This is a genomic window from Flavobacterium sasangense DSM 21067 (assembly GCF_000686885.1).
In the GTDB taxonomy this organism is placed as follows: Bacteria; Bacteroidota; Bacteroidia; order Flavobacteriales; family Flavobacteriaceae; genus Flavobacterium; species Flavobacterium sasangense.
On sequence record NZ_JMLU01000039.1, the window covers coordinates 1 to 16,685 of the forward strand.

Annotated in this window: 18 protein-coding genes and 1 tRNA gene; 11 read left to right on the plus strand and 8 right to left on the minus strand. The window is 32.8% G+C overall.

The window, feature by feature from the left end; genetic code table 11:
• The 4 genes from BP92_RS16350 to BP92_RS0112795 all read right to left on the minus strand — a co-directional run.
• Nucleotides 1-370: transposase (locus BP92_RS16350; RefSeq protein ID WP_316929527.1), on the minus strand; the 370-nt coding region annotated here is incomplete at its 3' end.
• A gap of 242 nt (nt 371-612) precedes the next feature.
• Complete coding sequence (gene mscL, locus BP92_RS0112785; protein ID WP_026726400.1) at nt 613-990, minus strand: large conductance mechanosensitive channel protein MscL; 378 nt, start codon at nt 988-990, stop codon at nt 613-615.
• A gap of 66 nt (nt 991-1,056) precedes the next feature.
• A complete protein-coding gene (locus BP92_RS0112790) occupies nt 1,057-3,501 on the minus strand; it encodes a bifunctional UDP-N-acetylmuramoyl-tripeptide:D-alanyl-D-alanine ligase/alanine racemase (RefSeq protein WP_026726401.1) in 2,445 nt (814 codons plus the stop codon).
• Nucleotide 3,502: 1 nt separating this feature from the next.
• A complete protein-coding gene (locus BP92_RS0112795) occupies nt 3,503-4,135 on the minus strand; it encodes a thymidine kinase (protein WP_026726402.1) in 633 nt (210 codons plus the stop codon).
• Between the two features lie 101 nt (nt 4,136-4,236).
• Here BP92_RS0112795 and BP92_RS0112800 point away from each other — a divergent pair, with 101 nt between their 5' ends.
• The 6 genes from BP92_RS0112800 (at nt 4,237) to BP92_RS0112825 (ending at nt 10,423) form a co-directional block, all read left to right on the plus strand.
• Nucleotides 4,237-5,199, plus strand: a complete 963-nt coding sequence (locus tag BP92_RS0112800) for a hypothetical protein (protein ID WP_026726403.1) — start codon at nt 4,237-4,239, stop codon at nt 5,197-5,199.
• A gap of 96 nt (nt 5,200-5,295) precedes the next feature.
• On the plus strand, nt 5,296-5,967 hold the full coding sequence (gene rsmI, locus BP92_RS0112805) for a 16S rRNA (cytidine(1402)-2'-O)-methyltransferase (protein ID WP_026726404.1): 672 nt from the start codon (nt 5,296-5,298) through the stop codon (nt 5,965-5,967).
• Nucleotides 5,968-6,013: 46 nt separating this feature from the next.
• On the plus strand, nt 6,014-6,673 hold the full coding sequence (locus tag BP92_RS0112810; protein WP_026726405.1) for a hypothetical protein: 660 nt from the start codon (nt 6,014-6,016) through the stop codon (nt 6,671-6,673).
• A gap of 204 nt (nt 6,674-6,877) precedes the next feature.
• Entirely contained in the window at nt 6,878-7,300 is a 423-nt protein-coding gene (locus tag BP92_RS0112815; RefSeq protein ID WP_026726406.1) for an OsmC family protein, read from the plus strand.
• A 173-nt stretch (nt 7,301-7,473) separates the two neighbouring features.
• Nucleotides 7,474-9,174 carry a single-stranded-DNA-specific exonuclease RecJ gene (recJ, locus tag BP92_RS0112820; protein ID WP_026726407.1) on the plus strand — a complete coding sequence of 567 codons (1,701 nt, stop codon included), beginning with the start codon at nt 7,474-7,476 and terminating at the stop codon, nt 9,172-9,174.
• Nucleotides 9,167-10,423, plus strand: coding sequence for an MFS transporter (locus BP92_RS0112825; RefSeq protein WP_035693477.1), 1,257 nt, complete (start codon nt 9,167-9,169; stop codon nt 10,421-10,423). The genes recJ and BP92_RS0112825 overlap by 8 nt, the downstream gene beginning before the upstream one ends.
• Here the strand turns inward: BP92_RS0112825 and BP92_RS0112830 are convergent.
• The 3 genes from BP92_RS0112830 to rbfA are packed head-to-tail and all read right to left on the minus strand — an operon-like array spanning nt 10,420 to nt 12,801.
• On the minus strand, nt 10,420-11,172 hold the full coding sequence (locus BP92_RS0112830; protein ID WP_026726409.1) for a UDP-2,3-diacylglucosamine diphosphatase: 753 nt from the start codon (nt 11,170-11,172) through the stop codon (nt 10,420-10,422). The genes BP92_RS0112825 and BP92_RS0112830 overlap by 4 nt on opposite strands.
• Before the next feature lie 35 nt (nt 11,173-11,207).
• A complete protein-coding gene (locus tag BP92_RS0112835) occupies nt 11,208-12,407 on the minus strand; it encodes an ABC transporter permease (protein ID WP_026726410.1) in 1,200 nt (399 codons plus the stop codon).
• A gap of 1 nt (nt 12,408) precedes the next feature.
• Nucleotides 12,409-12,801, minus strand: a complete 393-nt coding sequence (rbfA, locus tag BP92_RS0112840) for a 30S ribosome-binding factor RbfA (protein ID WP_026726411.1) — start codon at nt 12,799-12,801, stop codon at nt 12,409-12,411.
• A gap of 117 nt (nt 12,802-12,918) precedes the next feature.
• Between rbfA and mce the strand changes: the two genes are divergently transcribed.
• The 5 genes from mce to BP92_RS16355 all read left to right on the plus strand — a co-directional run bounded on the left by mce (nt 12,919) and on the right by BP92_RS16355 (nt 16,439).
• Nucleotides 12,919-13,320, plus strand: coding sequence for a methylmalonyl-CoA epimerase (gene mce, locus BP92_RS0112845; protein WP_026726412.1), 402 nt, complete (start codon nt 12,919-12,921; stop codon nt 13,318-13,320).
• Nucleotides 13,321-13,379: 59 nt separating this feature from the next.
• Nucleotides 13,380-13,453 (plus strand) — tRNA-Ile (locus BP92_RS0112850).
• 214 nt (nt 13,454-13,667) lie between these two features.
• Nucleotides 13,668-14,873, plus strand: a complete 1,206-nt coding sequence (locus BP92_RS0112855; protein ID WP_316929528.1) for a site-specific integrase — start codon at nt 13,668-13,670, stop codon at nt 14,871-14,873.
• A 69-nt stretch (nt 14,874-14,942) separates the two neighbouring features.
• Nucleotides 14,943-15,746: a hypothetical protein gene (locus BP92_RS0112860; protein ID WP_026726414.1), complete on the plus strand. Its 804-nt coding sequence runs from the start codon at nt 14,943-14,945 to the stop codon at nt 15,744-15,746.
• 123 nt (nt 15,747-15,869) lie between these two features.
• Nucleotides 15,870-16,439, plus strand: coding sequence for a DUF5131 family protein (locus tag BP92_RS16355; RefSeq protein WP_051604482.1), 570 nt, complete (start codon nt 15,870-15,872; stop codon nt 16,437-16,439).
• On the opposite strand, the gene BP92_RS16360 is transcribed toward BP92_RS16355, so the two are convergent.
• Nucleotides 16,436-16,685 (minus strand): integrase core domain-containing protein (locus tag BP92_RS16360; RefSeq protein WP_084329755.1); only part of this gene is annotated, 250 nt, incomplete at its 5' end. The two genes, BP92_RS16355 and BP92_RS16360, sit on opposite strands and share 4 nt — an antisense overlap.

Sequence of the window (16,685 nt, forward strand, 5' to 3'; positions counted from 1 at the left end):
GTTGAATAACCTCATTACTCCATAACTCAATTGGTTTATTGTCATGTCTCCAAAATTGAAAATTGGTTGTATTTGAACTTTTTTCAGCTTCTTTCTTAAAATAATCTAACAAAAATTCTTTTCTGCTTTCTTTTGGGTTTTCTTGTATGGCTTTGACAACGCTTCTACTTGTAAACCTTTTAAAATCGCCTAATAAAAGTTCAGGTTTTTGATTTTCTATACTTCTAAAAATTAAATGAACATGGTTGGTCATTATGCACCAAGCATGTATTTCCATTCCTTTGTTTTTTTGACAAAATTCTAAACTTTCTAAAACTAAATCTTTGTATTCATTTCTTGTAAAGACATCCCAGCCAACCCACAACAGCAAAACTTACAAAATATAATCCTTCGGAATTATGAAATTTATAATTTCTACTCATTTTTTCTTTTTATCAAGAATAGTAAAAGCTTTTTTGTTATCAAGTGCCACGCGAATGGATTCGCGCGGGAGCGGGGGGAAATTACATTCCGTACCTACATTCAACTCCAAAACAAATCTAATCAATTTCTATCAAAAAAATACCCCGACGAATCGGGGTTTAATTAGAATATATAATGTAGCGGTATCGACTATTTTTTTAATAAATCTCTAATTTCAGCTAACAATTGCTCTTGTGTTGGGCCTGCTGGAGCCGCTGGAGCTGGTTCTTCTTTTTTCTTCATGCTGTTAATTGCTTTAACCATCAAGAAAATAACAAAAGCAATTACTAAGAAGCTAATAACAGCTGCTAAAAATTTACCATATAAAATTCCGCCATCGGTTTTTAATCCGGCTAGATCTTCAACTTGAGCTGCTTTTAATGCTGGATTCAATAATGCTGGTGTTATTACATCAGATACTAATGAGCTAACGATAGCTCCAAAAGCACCACCAATAATTACTCCAACTGCTAAATCCATTGCGTTACCTTTTGCAATAAAATCTTTAAATTCTGAAATCATTCCCATAGTTTTTAATTTTAAGAGTTAGTTTTTGTTTTAGTATAACGAATATACAAAATTTAAAACAAAATGTTAATTTTTGAAGAAAATTCGTTTCACACGCTGCGAAATTCCAGTCAGTATTTCATAAGGTATCGTACCAATAACATTCGCCATTTCGGTTACTTTCGGATTTTTACCAAAAACAATCACTTCATCTCCAGTTTTACAGGAAATGTTGGTAACATCTACCATCATCATGTCCATGCAAATCGAACCTAAAATTGTAGCTTTTTGGTTGTTGATGGTCACAAACCCTTTTTCATTGCCCCAAGCTCTTCGAATGCCATCGGCATAACCAATAGGAATTGTAGCGACTTTCATTTTTTGAGTCACTCGAAATCTTCGACTATAACCAATGCTTTCTTCGGCTGAAACTTCTCTGATTTGGGAAATGATGGTTTTTAAAGTGCTCACATTTTCCAACACTTTCAATTCTTGTTCGGAATTTCCAATGCCATACAAACCAATACCTAATCGCACCATTTCCATCTGTTTTTCGGCATAATTGAAAATTCCAGACGTGTTTAAAATATGACGAATCGGTTTTGAAGGCAATACTTTTTCTAATTCGGAATACATCGCATCAAAACGTTGAAATTGCAATTTCGTGAAATCATCAAATTGCAAATCATCACTCGCTGCTAAATGCGAAAACACACTTTTCACCTTAACAAAATTGTTGTTTTTTAGTAAGGAACACAATTCGTCTATCAAATGCGGTTCAAATCCTAAGCGATGCATTCCGGTATCCAATTTAATATGAATTGGATAGTGCGAAATATTTTGGTGTTGGGCAATCTTTAAAAATGCTTGTAAACCCGTAATCGAATAAATTTCGGGTTCTAAATTGTAGGCAATCATGGCTCTAAAACTACTATTTTCAGGATTTAAAACCATAATTGGAGTTGTAATTCCTGCTTTTCGTAATTCGATGCCTTCATCTGCAAACGCTACACCTAAATAGTCTACTTTGTGATGTTCGAGCAATTTCGCTATTTCATAACCGCCATTTCCGTAACCAAAAGCTTTTACCATTACCATAATTTTGGTTTCTGGTTTTAGTTTGGATTTGTAGAAATTTAGGTTGTGACTAATCGCATCGAGATTGATTTCTAAAATGGTTTCGTGATTTTTCTCTTCCAACAAAACCACAATTTCATGAAAATTAAATCCGCGTGCACCTTTCACTAAAATGGTTTCGTTTTGAAACGATTGTGTATTAAATTGCTGTAAAAATTCTTGCGTAGTGGCAAACGAAATCACATTAGGTAAATCGTTCAATTGTTTTGCAACGGTTTCACCAATGGTAATAATGCGTTCGATTTTATTTTTCGAAAGCAGTTGTTTTACTTTATTGTAAAGCGTTTCCACGGCAATGCCACTCGTGAAAATATCAGATAAAATAATTGTTTTTTTATCGTGTAATTTTTGTTGTTCTAAGAAATCCAATGCAATTTTCAACGATTGATAATCTACCGAATAACTGTCATCGATGACCAAACAATTGTTGATGCCTTTTTTAGCTTGAAGTCGTAATTCTACTGGATATAATTCCGAAACTCTATTTTGAATAAACGTAATTTCTTCGCCTAAAAACAGCATGAAATTCACGCAAGTAATTACATTTTCAATCGAATTTTCATCCGAAAATGGAATTATTACACTAAAAATGTTGGTTGCGTTTTTAAAAGTTAATTCGGTTTTACCATTTTCATTTTTCTTAGAAACGAAAAGATTCGCACTTTCATCAGAAAAACTCCAAGTATGTTTTTGACTATTTTCTGGGAGTAAAACTTCAATTTCAGCATTTTTTTCCAAGAAAATATCGGAACAATTTTCAAAAAGTTGCACTTTCTCTTTGATTTTGGCCTCGCGATTCGCAAAACCTTCATCATGAACCGAACCAATGTTCGTTAAAATCCCATATTTCGGTTGAATTATCTGTTCTAAATTCGACATTTCATTGGGTAACGAAATTCCAGCTTCAAAAATTCCCAAATCATAATTCCCTTCAATCGCTAAAATAGATAGCGGAACACCGACTTGCGAATTGTAACTTTTCGGATTTCGAACAATCAAATGATTTGGACTTAATAAGAAATTCAACCATTCTTTTACGATGGTTTTTCCGTTGCTTCCCGTAATTCCCACAAATGGAAAATCGAATTGTTTTCGGTAGCCAATAGCAGTTTGTTGTAGCGCTTTTAACGAATTTTCAACGATAATGAAATTCGCTTTTTCGTATACATGTTCCGGAATATATTCGACTACAAAATAACGAACGCCTTTTGCAATCAACTCTTCCAAATACAAATGCGCATTGTGATTTTGACCTTTTATAGCAAAAAATAAGGTGTTACTTCCATTTTGCAACGAACGGCTGTCAATCGAAATATGGCTTGCGCTAAACTCAGTCGAATTTCCGTGAAAAACGCCTTTGCAAAACGAAATAATATGAGTAAGGTTGAGGTTCAATTTATTGATTGTCGTCTTTTTGCTTGTTTACAATTTCAACATCTTTAACTTCCATGTTTTCACGCATGGCTTTAAAATAGGCTGCACGACTTAGTGGTTCGTATTCTTCGGTTTCACCAAGCATAACCAATCTTTTATCATCCGATTTTCTAAAACTATAATGTGCTAAATTTCCAGTGCGTGTACAAACAGCATGCACTTTGGTAACATATTCGGCAGTAGCCATAAGTCCAGGCATCGGTCCGAACGGATTTCCTTTAAAATCCATGTCCAATCCAGCAACGATCACTCGAATTCCTGAATTGGCTAAATCATTACAAACGGCAACAATTTCCTCGTCGAAAAATTGCGCTTCGTCAATACCAACGACATCGCAACCTTGTGCTAAAATTCGAATATTTTCAGCAACAGGAACAGGTGTAGAACGAATTTCATTACGATTGTGCGAAACCACCATTTCGTCGTCATATCGAGTGTCGACAGCCGGTTTGAAGATTTCTACTTTTTGTTTAGCAAACTGAGCGCGTTTTAGTCGGCGAATTAATTCTTCGGTTTTACCCGAAAACATGGAGCCACAAATTACTTCAATCCAGCCAAATTGTTCTTGTTGATTTACGGTATTTTCGAGAAACATTTTGTATCTTTCGTACGTTAAAAATTATTTTCTGTTACATTTGTAATCAAAACAAAATTATTAAAAAAGTATCGATATATTCAATTCCATCCAATAAAGTTATGAAGAAAAGAGTAAGCGCTGAATTAATCAGTATTGCCCACCGAATTTTAAAGTTGAAAAATCATTCAGAAACCATTCAATTGCAGCAAGAAGCGAAAAATTTGTACGATCAATTGACGATTTTACGCTTTTATGAAGAGAATTTCGAATTGGTGAAAAACGAAATTTCAGAAGAAGTTTTGGAAGCGAAATTAGAAGGAAAGCAAGCCGATGTTTTTGAACAACCAATTCCTGTTGTGGAAGCAATTGCGCCTGCAAAAGAAGAACCAGTTGTTGAAGAACCTATTGTAGAAGAAAAAGCTCCAACAACTCCAATTGAAGAAGAAAAAATTGTGGTGGCGGAGTTGATTGTGGAAGATGATGAAGATGAAGAGGAGGAAGTATTGATTACTTCAATGGAAGAAGAACCAATTGAAGAGGAAATTATAGAAGAAGTACCAGTTGTTGAGACTCCAAAAGCAGAAGAACCAGCGAAACAAATTTCGTTTGAAGATTTATTGGTGCACGATTACCAAGAATTGGATTTTGTAAAAGTGGAAGATGTTCCAGCTGAGGTAGCAAATGCTGTAGAAGCTGTTTTTGAAGCGCCAACTCCTGTTGTAGAAGAAGTTATTGCAGAAGTTCAACCAGAACCTGTAGTAGAAACTCCAAAAGTATTAGAAGAAGAAGTAAAAGCAACTTTTGAGAAAGTAAGCCAAGAACCAAAAATCAGTTCGTTAAACGATAGATTGAATAAGGCTATTACTTTTGGCTTAAATGATAGAATCGGATTTGAGAAGAAATTATTTGGCGGAAGTTCGGATGATTTTAATCGTGTGGTTTCGCAATTGAATACGTTTGATAGTTTTGAAGAAGCGAAAGCTTTCGTAGATGATTTCGTAAAACCGGATTATAACAATTGGGAAGGTGCTGAAGAATTCGAAACGCGTTTCATGGAAATTGTGGAGAAGAAGTTCAATTAGTTTGTTGTTTATTGTTTATGGTTGGTGAGTTATTCAAACAAATGAATTCTTTTTTAAACCATAAACCATAAACTTTTAACCACAAACAAAAAATAAATGAGTAAATTATATATCGTTCCAACGCCAATTGGCAATTTAGAAGACATGACTTTTCGTGCGATTAAAGTACTGAAAGAAGTTGATTTAATTTTAGCAGAAGACACGCGTACCAGCGGAAAATTGCTAAAACACTTCGAAATTGCAACGCATATGCACAGCCACCACATGCACAACGAACACAAAACCGTTGAAAATTTGGTCAAGCGATTACAAGCGGGCGAAACCATTGCTTTAATCAGCGATGCTGGAACTCCAGCCATTTCAGACCCAGGATTTTTGCTTACGCGCGCTTGTGTGGAAAACGGAATTGCGGTGGAATGTTTGCCAGGAGCAACAGCTTTTGTTCCAGCTTTAGTGAATAGCGGTTTGCCCAATGATAAATTCGTATTCGAAGGATTTTTACCCGATAAAAAAGGAAGACAAACCCGATTTTTAGCCTTACAAGAAGAATATCGTACGATGATTTTCTACGTATCGCCACACAAATTAAACAAAACCTTAGCCGAATTTGTGCAATATTTCGGAGCCGAAAGACCGGTTTCAGTATCTCGAGAATTATCCAAATTACACGAAGAAACCGTTAGAGGAACTGCAGAAGAGGTTTTAAAACACTTTGAATCGAAACCTGCGAAAGGGGAGATTGTTGTGGTTGTGGGAGGTAAAAAATAGTATTCAGTGTTCAGTTTTTAGTGAGCAGTTCTAATTCAATTTAAATATGAAGGTTTTAATATTAGGATTAATTTCAATTTTAACCTTGAGTTGTTCAAGACATTGGGATTTTTCGTTATGGGAACAGAAGATTGAAAATTCTAGTTACTCTATTTACAAATTTAATGCGTCAGGTGGACGTGATTCGATGATTTCAGGAATTAAAATTTTAGACACGCTAAAAGGATTTAGTCAAAATGATGTGACAACTGGACATAAATTGAACTATTTATTGTCAGTCCCAACTAATAATCAAATAAAAGGAATTTATAGGCTTGATGATCCAAGTATTCAGAGTAAAAAAATTCCCAATATTGAAAATTTTAATATTGATGTTTTTGGGAAAAAAGATGGTAACAAAAGTACTCTAGAAAAATATAAATTTAAATCTTTTAATGAATCTAAAGATAGTATAGTTTTTTATAAGAACGTTTCCGTTTTTATTGATGGTGTAGATTGTGATAAAATCACTTTACCAAAAGGTAATGTATATTTGTTTTCAAAAGATTTTATTTATGTCGAAGAAATAGTCGTTGAAAAAATTGTTATTACAAGTTCAAATGAAATTATTTATGACACAAAATCATTTATTCCGATAAATAAGACAAGGATAAGTGAATTTTCAGATTATGGAATTTTCAAACCAATAAATAATATTGGCTATTAATTTTAATATTCATCTGTATGATGATTATCATCCTTAAAAAATTGCTTCCTTTTTAGATAATTGTTTTTTTATTAAATAATTTCAGATAAAATCCAACGAGATTACATTTTAATGCTGGGTTAAATGAAAAAAAGCAGCATCTCTGTTAAAAAGAATAGCTAGTAGTAATTAATTAAATTCGTGCATTCGTAGCACTAAAAAAACATGGAAACACACAACATAACCACCACCTGGAAAGGTAACATGCAATTTGAATCCACGAACCCAAGTGGCGATGTCATTTCAATTGATGCCGGACCAGAAAATGGAGGAGAAGGAAAAGGCTTGCGTCCCAAAGCGTTGATGTTATCGGCTTTAGCGGGTTGCACAGGTTTAGACGTAGCTTCGTTAATGGAAAAAATGAAGTTAGAAGTAGCCGATTTCAAAATTGAAACTTCAGGAGAATTAACCGAAGAACACCCCAAAACGTATCACACAGTAAAAGTGAATTATCATTTTTATGGCAATAATTTAGACGAGAAAAAGCTAGAAAAAGCAGTGAATTTATCTGTAGAAAAATATTGTGGTGTGATGGAAATGTTCCGTCAATTTGCAAAAGTTGAGGTAGCGATTTTTTATCATAAATAATAAATTTTTGCCACGGATTACAGGATTACCACGGATTTAATCCCTATAATATGTGTAATCTGTGGCTGAAATAAAAAATATTTATACCTTTGTCATTCAATTATATAAGCCAAAATAACAGAGTTCAAACTAAAGTTCTGAATTCTAATTTCTAAATTCTAATTTTTAAAACTATGCGTTGGAATCCAAAATCTAAGCCAAATCCAGAAAAAGTTCAAGCCATTCAGCAAGCACTTCAAGTCGATGAAATCATCGCGACACTTTTAGTTCAACGAGGGATCGAAACCTTCGAACAAGCCAAAACCTTTTTCCGTCCCACTTTAGCCGATTTACACAATCCGTATTTGATGAAAGATATGGACAAAGCTGTTGCGCGAATAGAAAAAGCCATTGCTAACAACGAAAATATCTTAGTTTTCGGTGATTACGATGTCGATGGGACAACAGCAGTTTCCTTAGTTTCTAGTTATTTACGTAGTTTTTATCCCAATGTTGCGACTTACATTCCTGATAGATATGCAGAAGGTTACGGCATTTCTTATATGGGAATTGACTATGCTGAAGACAACGATATTTCTTTAATTATTGCGTTGGATTGTGGCATCAAATCGATTGATCATGTCAATTATGCCAAAGCAAAAAATATTGATTTTATTATTTGCGACCATCACCGACCAGGCGATATTTTGCCCGATGCGGTTGCCGTTTTAGATCCAAAACGAGAGGATTGTTCTTATCCGTATGATGAATTATGCGGTTGCGGTGTTGGGTTTAAATTGATTCAAGCTTTAGCTGAAAATCGAAATCAAACCATTGATGATTTAGTGGAATATTTAGATTTAGTAGCGACTGCTATTGCTGCTGATATTGTTCCGATTACGGGTGAAAATCGAGTGTTGGCGAAATTTGGTTTGGAAGTGATTAATTCGAATCCGCGACCTGGAATAAAAGCGCTAATTCAAAATGTAAAGAAAAAAGTGTTGACAATTACGGATGTTGTCTTCATAGTCGCACCAAGAATCAATGCCGCAGGAAGAATCAAACACGGAAACGAAGCGGTTGCTTTATTAACCGAATACGATTTAGGCCAAGCCGAACAATTTGCTTCCGAAATTGAACAACACAATTCCGATAGAAAAGAATTAGACAAACAAATTACCAAAGAAGCCTTACTTCAAATTGAAGAAAATAACGAACAAGTACGATTTTCAACTGTTGTATATCAAGAAAATTGGCACAAAGGCGTTATTGGAATTGTGGCTTCAAGATTGGTAGAAAATTACTATCGTCCAACCATTGTTTTTACGAAAAGTGGCGAAAAATTAGCAGCTTCGGCACGTTCTGTGAAAGATTTTGATATTTATAATGCTTTGGAAACGTGTGCGGAACATTTGGAGCAATTCGGTGGCCACATGTATGCTGCTGGAATGACACTTTTGGAAGAAAACTACGAAAATTTCAAAAATGCCTTCGAAAAAGTAGTACAAGAAACCATTCATCCCGATTTGTTGACTCCAGAAATTTCATACGATGCCGAAATCGAATTATCTGAAATCAATCCGAAATTAATGCGTTTGTTAAAACAATTTGAACCTTTCGGACCTGAAAATATGACACCATTGTTTTTAGCGAAAGGATTAACTGATTCAGGTTATGCAAAAACATTAGGTTCCGATAACGAACATTTGAAAGCATTTGTAAAAAAAGGAAATTCGGAATCTTTTGGTGCGATTGGTTTTGGATTGGGAAATAAATTAGACTTGGTTGTCAACAAAAATAAATTTGATGCAATTTTCTCTTTGGAAGAAAATGAATGGAAAGATACTGTAACTTTGCAATTGCAATTACGCGATATCAATACTTCAAATGGCTAAAAAAGATCCATTTTCATCTTTACGAATACCCGAATTTCGCTGGTTTTTAGCCATGCGATTGTTTATTGTTTTGGCTTGGTCGATGCAATTTGTATTGATAGAGTGGGAAGTGTATCGCATCACAAAAGACCCGTTATCATTGGGATTAATTGGTTTAATGGAAATCATTCCCGCAATAAGCATGGCATTGTTTGCAGGACACATTGTAGATCAAAATGAGAAGAAAGGCTTGTTAATCAAATGTTTTTCTGGATTAGCAACAATCAGTGCTTTGTTATGTTTGTTAGTGCATCCGAATTTCATCGAATCTTTTTCAAAAAACACCATTTTATACGGAATTTACGCTTTAGTTTTCGTGGGCGGAATCATACGCGCGTTTTTAATTCCGTCTGTTTTTAGTCTATTGGGATTGATTATTCCGAAAAAAGAGCAACCTAACGCAGCGACATGGAGTAGTTCTACTTGGCAAGTGGCGGCTGTAATTGGACCTGCTTTGGCGGGATTTTCAATTGGTTGGTTTGGCGCATTTTGGTCGTTGATTTTTGTGGTTTTTTGTGTGATTATGGCTTTAGCCGTATTGACACAAATTGAAAGAAAACCGATTTTAAATCCAAAATTAGGCGAACCGATTTTCAAAAGTTTGAAAGAAGGATTATCTTTTGTATTCAGTTCAAAACCTATTTTGAATGCTATTTCTTTAGATATGTTTGCGGTTTTATTTGGTGGAGCCATTGCTTTATTACCAATTTTTGCACAAGATATTTTAAAAGTGGGTTCGGAAGGATTCGGAATTTTAAGAGCAGCTCCAGCTATTGGAGGTTTAATTACCATGTTGATTTCAACATCCATTCCATTACATCAAAAAGCAGGTAAAAAGTTATTATTAGCTGTTTTCGGATTTGGAATTTGTATTATTGTTTTCGGATTATCGACTAACTTTTGGCTATCGGTCGTAGCTTTATTCTTGAGTGGTGTAACGGATGGAATTTCAGTAGTAATTAGACAAACAATCCTACAGATTTATACGCCTGACCACATGCGAGGGCGAGTTTCTTCAGTGAATTCGATATTTGTGGGTTCTTCTAACGAATTAGGTGCCTTTGAAAGTGGCTTAGCTTCCAAAATTATGGGAGTAGTTCCAGCAGTTGTTTTTGGTGGAATGATGACGTTAGGAATTGTAGGAGTTACGGCTGTAGCATCACCAAAATTCAGAGAATTGGATATCGAAAAAGATTTGGAAACGATTTAATTTTTGAATTCTTTCAACTCCATTTTTTCTCCATCAAAAACGCCATAGGTAAAATAACCAATCCAGTCGCCTAAGTTTATGTATTTAGAATTTTCTTTTAATTCGATTTCCAATGGTAAATGACGGTGACCAAAAACGAAGTAATTGTATTCTTTAGTTTCTAACTTTCGTTTACAGTATTGTACTAACCATTCGTTGTCTTCTCCTAAATATTTTACATCTTCTGCACCAGAAATCAGTTTATTTTTTACGGATAAATATTGGGCTAATTTCACACCAATATCGGGATGTAACCAACGGAATAACCATTTTGAAAACGGATTGGTGAAGACTTTTTTCATTCGTTTGTAACCCATGTCACCAGGTCCTTTTCCATCACCGTGTCCGATTAAAAAAGTTTTTCCGTTAAATGTGAATTCTTGATTATCGTGATAAACAGGAATATTTAACTCTTTTTGAAAATAATCGTGCATCCATAAATCGTGATTTCCAACGAAGAAATAAATTGGAATACCAGAGTCTTTAATTTCAGCTAATTTTCCTAATACTCTTACGAATCCTTTTGGGACAACGGTTTTGTATTCGAACCAAAAATCGAATAAATCGCCAAGTAAAAAGATAGCATCTGCATCTTGTTTAACTACATCTAACCATTGAATGAACTTTTGTTCTCTTGGAAAACTTAATTCTGGTGTTGGAGCGCCAAAGTGTTGATCGGAGGCGAAGTAGATTTTTCTTGTTGCTTTCAATTTTTCGGATAGTTTTAACAAAAATACATAAAAAATTACGAAAGAATTTTTTTATTTACAGTTCCAGAGGCAATCCAAGAAGAGATTAACCCAAGAATTATGATTGTCATAATTACAATCGCCATGTTTTGCCATTCAAAAAGTACAGGATAAGGCATGGTAGGTGTAATCATGATGAATGAAAAATGCTGTTGAAGTAGAATTATACCTATAGCTAATCCTAACCCTATAATCAAACCAAATAAGGTAATGATAATTCCTTGTGTGAAAAATATATTGCGAATAGCTTTTTGTGTAACACCAATGTTATATAATGTTTTAAGATTGTCTCTTTTGTCAATAATAATCATTACAATAGCTCCAGCAAGGCAAAACAAGGTAAGAATTACAACTAATGTGCTAAATAAATAAATGAACAAGTTTTCCGATTGTAGCATTTTATATAGCGAATCGTTTAGTTGAGCTCTATTTTTTATTTTAATGTCATTTCCTAAAATAGAATTGAGCTCTTTTCTAGCTTTATTTTCGTCTGTATTAGGTTTTAATTTGATTTCAATATTTGTGATTTCGTTGTTTTTCAGGCCAAGAAAATGTTGGGCTAACCCAATAGAACAAAAAACATATTTACCATCTAATTCTTCATTAATAGAGTAAATACCAGAGGGGAACAGTAAAGATTTATTGAAAGCTTCGTTTGCGTTTTCAATATCACCTTTTCCGGGTTTTGGAACATAAGCCTCTAAAGCATTATTGTAATCAAATAAACCTAAACCTAATTTTCTGCTAATATCAGCCCCAATGACTACGCTTTCAGAATTGGTTTCAAACCATTCTCCTGCGTATAGATGTTTGTTAAAATCGGTTACTTGTATAAAATGATTGTCAACTCCTTTTATATGTGCCACCAATTCTTTATTATCATACATAAAATAAACACGCTCTTCAATAATTTTACTGAAGGAAGTGATATTGTTACTTTTTTTAAGTAATTCTTCTTGTTTTGGACTGACTAAAAAGGTTTTGCCTGATGTAGTTTCAATTCGTAAATCTGGGTCCGAAGCATTAGCAAAATTCAAACTAAATTCTTTCAAACCACTAAAAACCGACAAGAAAACAAAAAGAGCCATAGTACTTGCTATAATTCCAACAGAAGCAATTCCAGTAATAATGTTAATTGCTTTGTTTCTGCTAAAACTAACAGCGTAACGTTTGGCTATGTAAAAGGAAAGGTTCAAATTACGATTTCTTTCTTTTTTCTAATAAATCTGGATTTTCAATTGGATTTTCTTCCCCAGTTAATGCTTTATCAATTTTTTCGATGTAATCTAAGCTATCATCAATGTAGAAAATCAAATTTGGAACTTTTCGCAATTGATTCTTTACACGTTGCGCCAAATCATGTTTAATAAGTGGTGCGTTGCTTTTTACAGCAGCTAAAATTTCTGGAGCTTTATCGGTTGGGAAAACGCTTAAATGTACTTTTGCAATAGATAAATCTGAAGTTACATTTACTTTTGAAACCGAAATTACCAGGTTGTTGATGTTATTTTTACGGATTTCACCTTGTAAAATCGATACCAAGTCGTTTTGTAAAAGTGCCCCTATTTTTTTTTGTCTATTTGTTTCCATGGTGCAAAAATACATAAAAATTCATCAAGGCGTATTCTTTTGTACTATATATGAATGTCCTCGAATAACCGTTTGTTGTTTTTTGTTAACTTTGTTCGCATTAAAAAAAATAATAAGATGAGAAAAATTGAACATATAGGTATAGCTGTAAAAAGTTTAGAAGTTTCAAATGTTTTGTTTGAAAAATTATTTGGACAACCGCCATACAAGGAAGAAGAAGTGGCTAGTGAAGGAGTTAAAACCTCTTTTTTTATGAATGGACCAAATAAAATAGAATTGTTAGAAGCAACAAATCCAGATAGCCCAATTGCTAAATTTTTAGAAAAAAAAGGAGAAGGAATCCATCACATCGCTTTTGACGTAAATGATATTAATGAAGAAGTTATTAGGCTAAAAAACGAAGGTTTTGTAATTTTAAATGAGATTCCTAAGAAAGGGGCTGATAATAAATTGGTTGTGTTTTTACATCCAAAAGGCACTAATGGCGTGCTAGTAGAGCTTTGTCAAGAAATAAAATAAAGTTTAAAAAAAGATTTGGTTGCCTTAAAAATTAGTCTTAATATTGCAACTTCAATACTGGTCCTATAGCTCAGTTGGTTAGAGCACCTGACTCATAATCAGGTGGTCCCTGGTTCGAGCCCAGGTGGGACCACAAGATTAAGAGTCCAAGTCATGAAAATTGATTTGGACTCTTTTTTTATGCCTATAAATTAGTGTTTTAGCTATACCTCCCTGTTTTTACCAATTCTTTATCCATAAAATTTAATGCTTTTTTAAATTCAAAAAGGTTTCATAAAAGGTTGCATTTTTTCAAAAAAGGTTGCATATCAATTCTCTTATTTTCAACACATTAAAAACTAATAGAAATGCAAAAATTAAAAATATTATTTATCATTTTTACTGCAAGAATCAATAAAAATGGATTGGTTCCTGTTTTTTGCAGACTTACATACAAAGGACAAAGAAAAAATTTTTCTGTTGGATTACATATTGACCCTAACAAATGGAATAGTAAACAACAATTAGTTAAACCTCCTAATGAAGAAAACAATATTATAAACACCCAGTTAAGCCTGATTAAGAATAAAATTAATCAGGCTTTTTTAATGCTTCAAATTCAAGAAAAAGAGTTTGATGTAGAAGATATTTATAACAATTATTTGGGCGAATCTTCAAAGAAAGATAAATCTGTATTACAACTATTTCAAGAACATAATGATAAGGTTGAAAAATTAGTTGGTAAAGAATACGTTTTGCCAACACTTTGGAAGTTCAAACAAGCAAAAGTACTTCTCAAGGAATTCATTAAAAACCATTTTAAAAAAAGTGATTATTCATTTAATGACTTAGACCTTAAATTTATACAAGATTATGAGTTCTATTTAAAAGCAGACAAGAAATTAGCTTTAGCAACTGTAAACAAGACAATTCAGAGATTTAGAAAAGTTGTAAAAATTGCAATTTCTCAAAACATCATTAATACAGACCCTTTCATTCTGTATAAGGTTAAAAGAACTAAAAAAGAAATAGTTTATTTAACTACAGAAGAATTACAGACATTAGAAAAACATAAATTTTCACAAGAAAGATTACAGCAAGTAGCAGATATGTTTATTTTCTGTTGTTATACAGGACTAGCCTATAATGAAATGAGTGAATTAAAAACTTCTCACATTATTACTGGATTTGATGGAAATGATTGGATTCAAATGAAGCGTAAGAAAACAAATCATCAAATATCAATTCCTTTATTGCCTATGAGCAAATTAATAATTGATAAATATTTCGAAAGCAACAAATTAGAGGTATTACCCAAAATAAGTAATCAAAAATTCAATTCCTATTTAAAAGAAATTGCTGATATAGTTGGTATAAGCAAGAATCTAACTCATCATCTGGCTCGTAAAACATTTGCAACAACTGTACTACTCTACAATGATGTACCAATGGAAATTGTATCAGAACTTTTAGGGCATTCGAAAATGAGTATTACACAAGAACATTATGGTAAAGTAGTTCAAAAAAAAGTCAGTCAACATATGAGTTTGTTATCTGAAAAACTTAAAAGTTAAATCTTATAATTTGCAAGAATTGCAAAAATTGTATTTCTTGCAATGTTTAATAACTAGAATCAAATATTTATGAATCAGTACGATTGGAAAAACTACACTAATAACAGACTTGAGTTAGCAAATTTATCTTCTAATCAATTTTCTGTTGTTGAAGTGAGTTATGAAAATTTACCTGATGAGCTTGTGAAGCTTATAAAACCATTTTATTTAAAGTATCAAACTATTCAAATTCCAAATTTTAATAAAAATCTATTAACGGAACTATTACAATTATATAGTTTAGATTTTACAATTGAGCAATTTATTACCATTGGCTGTTCATTACAAGACCAATTTGATTTTGCATTAGATATTAATGGAGATGAACCATTATTAAATGATTTTGATTTAGAAAAAACAGATTACAAATCATTATTTAATATATTGGAAAGGTTTTTATTTGCAGAAAATCATAAAAATCTACATTCGATTTTATTTAAGTTTAATCAAACCCAAACTACAAAAATCAGCAATTTTTTTATTGTAAGAGATTTGCTTGAAGCTATCTGTATTGGTTATGGCATTACTAAAGATAATTTTCAAGAAAGAAAAGCTGAAGTTTTAGAAAATACAAATCAAGTAATACTATCAAAGTTGTCAGAAAAAGTAAAAGTAGATTTTGCTCAAACATTGTATTATCAAATAGAACCAAAATTTTCTAAAGATGCTGATGTATTGCGATTTTTAGGAACGTTTTTTCATATATTCCAAGTTCCTACAAATAAAAGATTTTCTATTGACCTCTACGAAGAAATATCTGAAACCCTAAAAGCAATTGATATAAAAAATTTCAGACACTATATTAATGGCAGATTAAAGCTCCTTCACGATTAATTTTGAAACAAAAACTTCCTGTTTTTTGATTTTAGGTGTTTCAAACCACCCTCTCATAGTTACTTAATTTTGTCGCCAGAAAAATGGGAGAGTCCCATTTGATAAAATTAAATAATAAAAATAATGAAAAAAAAATCATTAATTAGTTGGACGGATTTTACATGGAATCCGTGGAGAGGATGTAGTAAAGTATCCGCAGCTTGTAAATTCTGTTATATGTTTAGATACTATAATAGACTAGGGATAGACCCGAAAATTGTAACCAAACAAGAAGGCAATATGAATTATCCTCTTAGTTTGAAGAAAGGTGAAAAAATATTTACCTGTTCCATGTCTGATTTCTTCCATGAAGGAGCAGATGAGTGGAGAAATGAAGCTTGGGAAGTTATTAAGAAAACTCCCCACCACACTTATCTGATTTTAACTAAAAGACCAGAAAGGATAAAAGAATGTTTACCAGAGGACTGGTGTAGAGAAAATTATGCCCATGTTTGGTTAGGTGTTACAGTAGAAAGTCAAAATGAAGTCCATAGAATTAAGACTTTGGGGGAAGTTAAATGTGAAATCAAATGGGTATCATTTGAGCCTCTTTTAGGAGATATCCAATTAGGAAAAGAAGAATTAGAAATAATTCAATGGGCTGTGTACGTCTTCAAACTAAATTGGACTTTTGCTAAGAGAGTATTTAGTTAATAATTCAAAGATAAAAGATTTTTTTGATTAGTTGTTAATTTTGATTTTTGGTACTCATTTCTTCGGTTTATAATAGCCATTTTCTTTAATCGTTCACGTTCTTTTAAAATTAATTCACCTCTTCCAAAATACACGTCTGCAGGAGTTAAGTTGTTTAATGATTCATGATAGCGTTCATTGTTATAACGATAAACAAACTTTTCTAAAGCAGCTTCTAATTCTTCTGGAGCGAAGTAATTATCAAGT

Excerpts from the sequence above, each read along its gene's own strand:
- BP92_RS0112815 (WP_026726406.1), top strand. The coding sequence starts at position 6,878 with ATGGAAACACACAACATAACCACCACCTGGAAAGGTAACATGCAATTT.
- BP92_RS0112800 (WP_026726403.1), top strand. The coding sequence starts at position 4,237 with ATGAAGAAAAGAGTAAGCGCTGAATTAATCAGTATTGCCCACCGAATT.
- rsmI (WP_026726404.1), top strand. The coding sequence starts at position 5,296 with ATGAGTAAATTATATATCGTTCCAACGCCAATTGGCAATTTAGAAGAC.
- BP92_RS0112810 (WP_026726405.1), top strand. The coding sequence starts at position 6,014 with ATGAAGGTTTTAATATTAGGATTAATTTCAATTTTAACCTTGAGTTGT.
- BP92_RS0112825 (WP_035693477.1), top strand. The coding sequence starts at position 9,167 with ATGGCTAAAAAAGATCCATTTTCATCTTTACGAATACCCGAATTTCGC.
- BP92_RS0112860 (WP_026726414.1), top strand. The coding sequence starts at position 14,943 with ATGAATCAGTACGATTGGAAAAACTACACTAATAACAGACTTGAGTTA.
- mce (WP_026726412.1), top strand. The coding sequence starts at position 12,919 with ATGAGAAAAATTGAACATATAGGTATAGCTGTAAAAAGTTTAGAAGTT.
- recJ (WP_026726407.1), top strand. The coding sequence starts at position 7,474 with ATGCGTTGGAATCCAAAATCTAAGCCAAATCCAGAAAAAGTTCAAGCC.
- BP92_RS0112795 (WP_026726402.1), bottom strand. The coding sequence starts at position 4,135 with ATGTTTCTCGAAAATACCGTAAATCAACAAGAACAATTTGGCTGGATT.
- rbfA (WP_026726411.1), bottom strand. The coding sequence starts at position 12,801 with ATGGAAACAAATAGACAAAAAAAAATAGGGGCACTTTTACAAAACGAC.
- BP92_RS0112855 (WP_316929528.1), top strand. The coding sequence starts at position 13,668 with ATGCAAAAATTAAAAATATTATTTATCATTTTTACTGCAAGAATCAAT.
- mscL (WP_026726400.1), bottom strand. The coding sequence starts at position 990 with ATGGGAATGATTTCAGAATTTAAAGATTTTATTGCAAAAGGTAACGCA.
- BP92_RS16355 (WP_051604482.1), top strand. The coding sequence starts at position 15,870 with ATGAAAAAAAAATCATTAATTAGTTGGACGGATTTTACATGGAATCCG.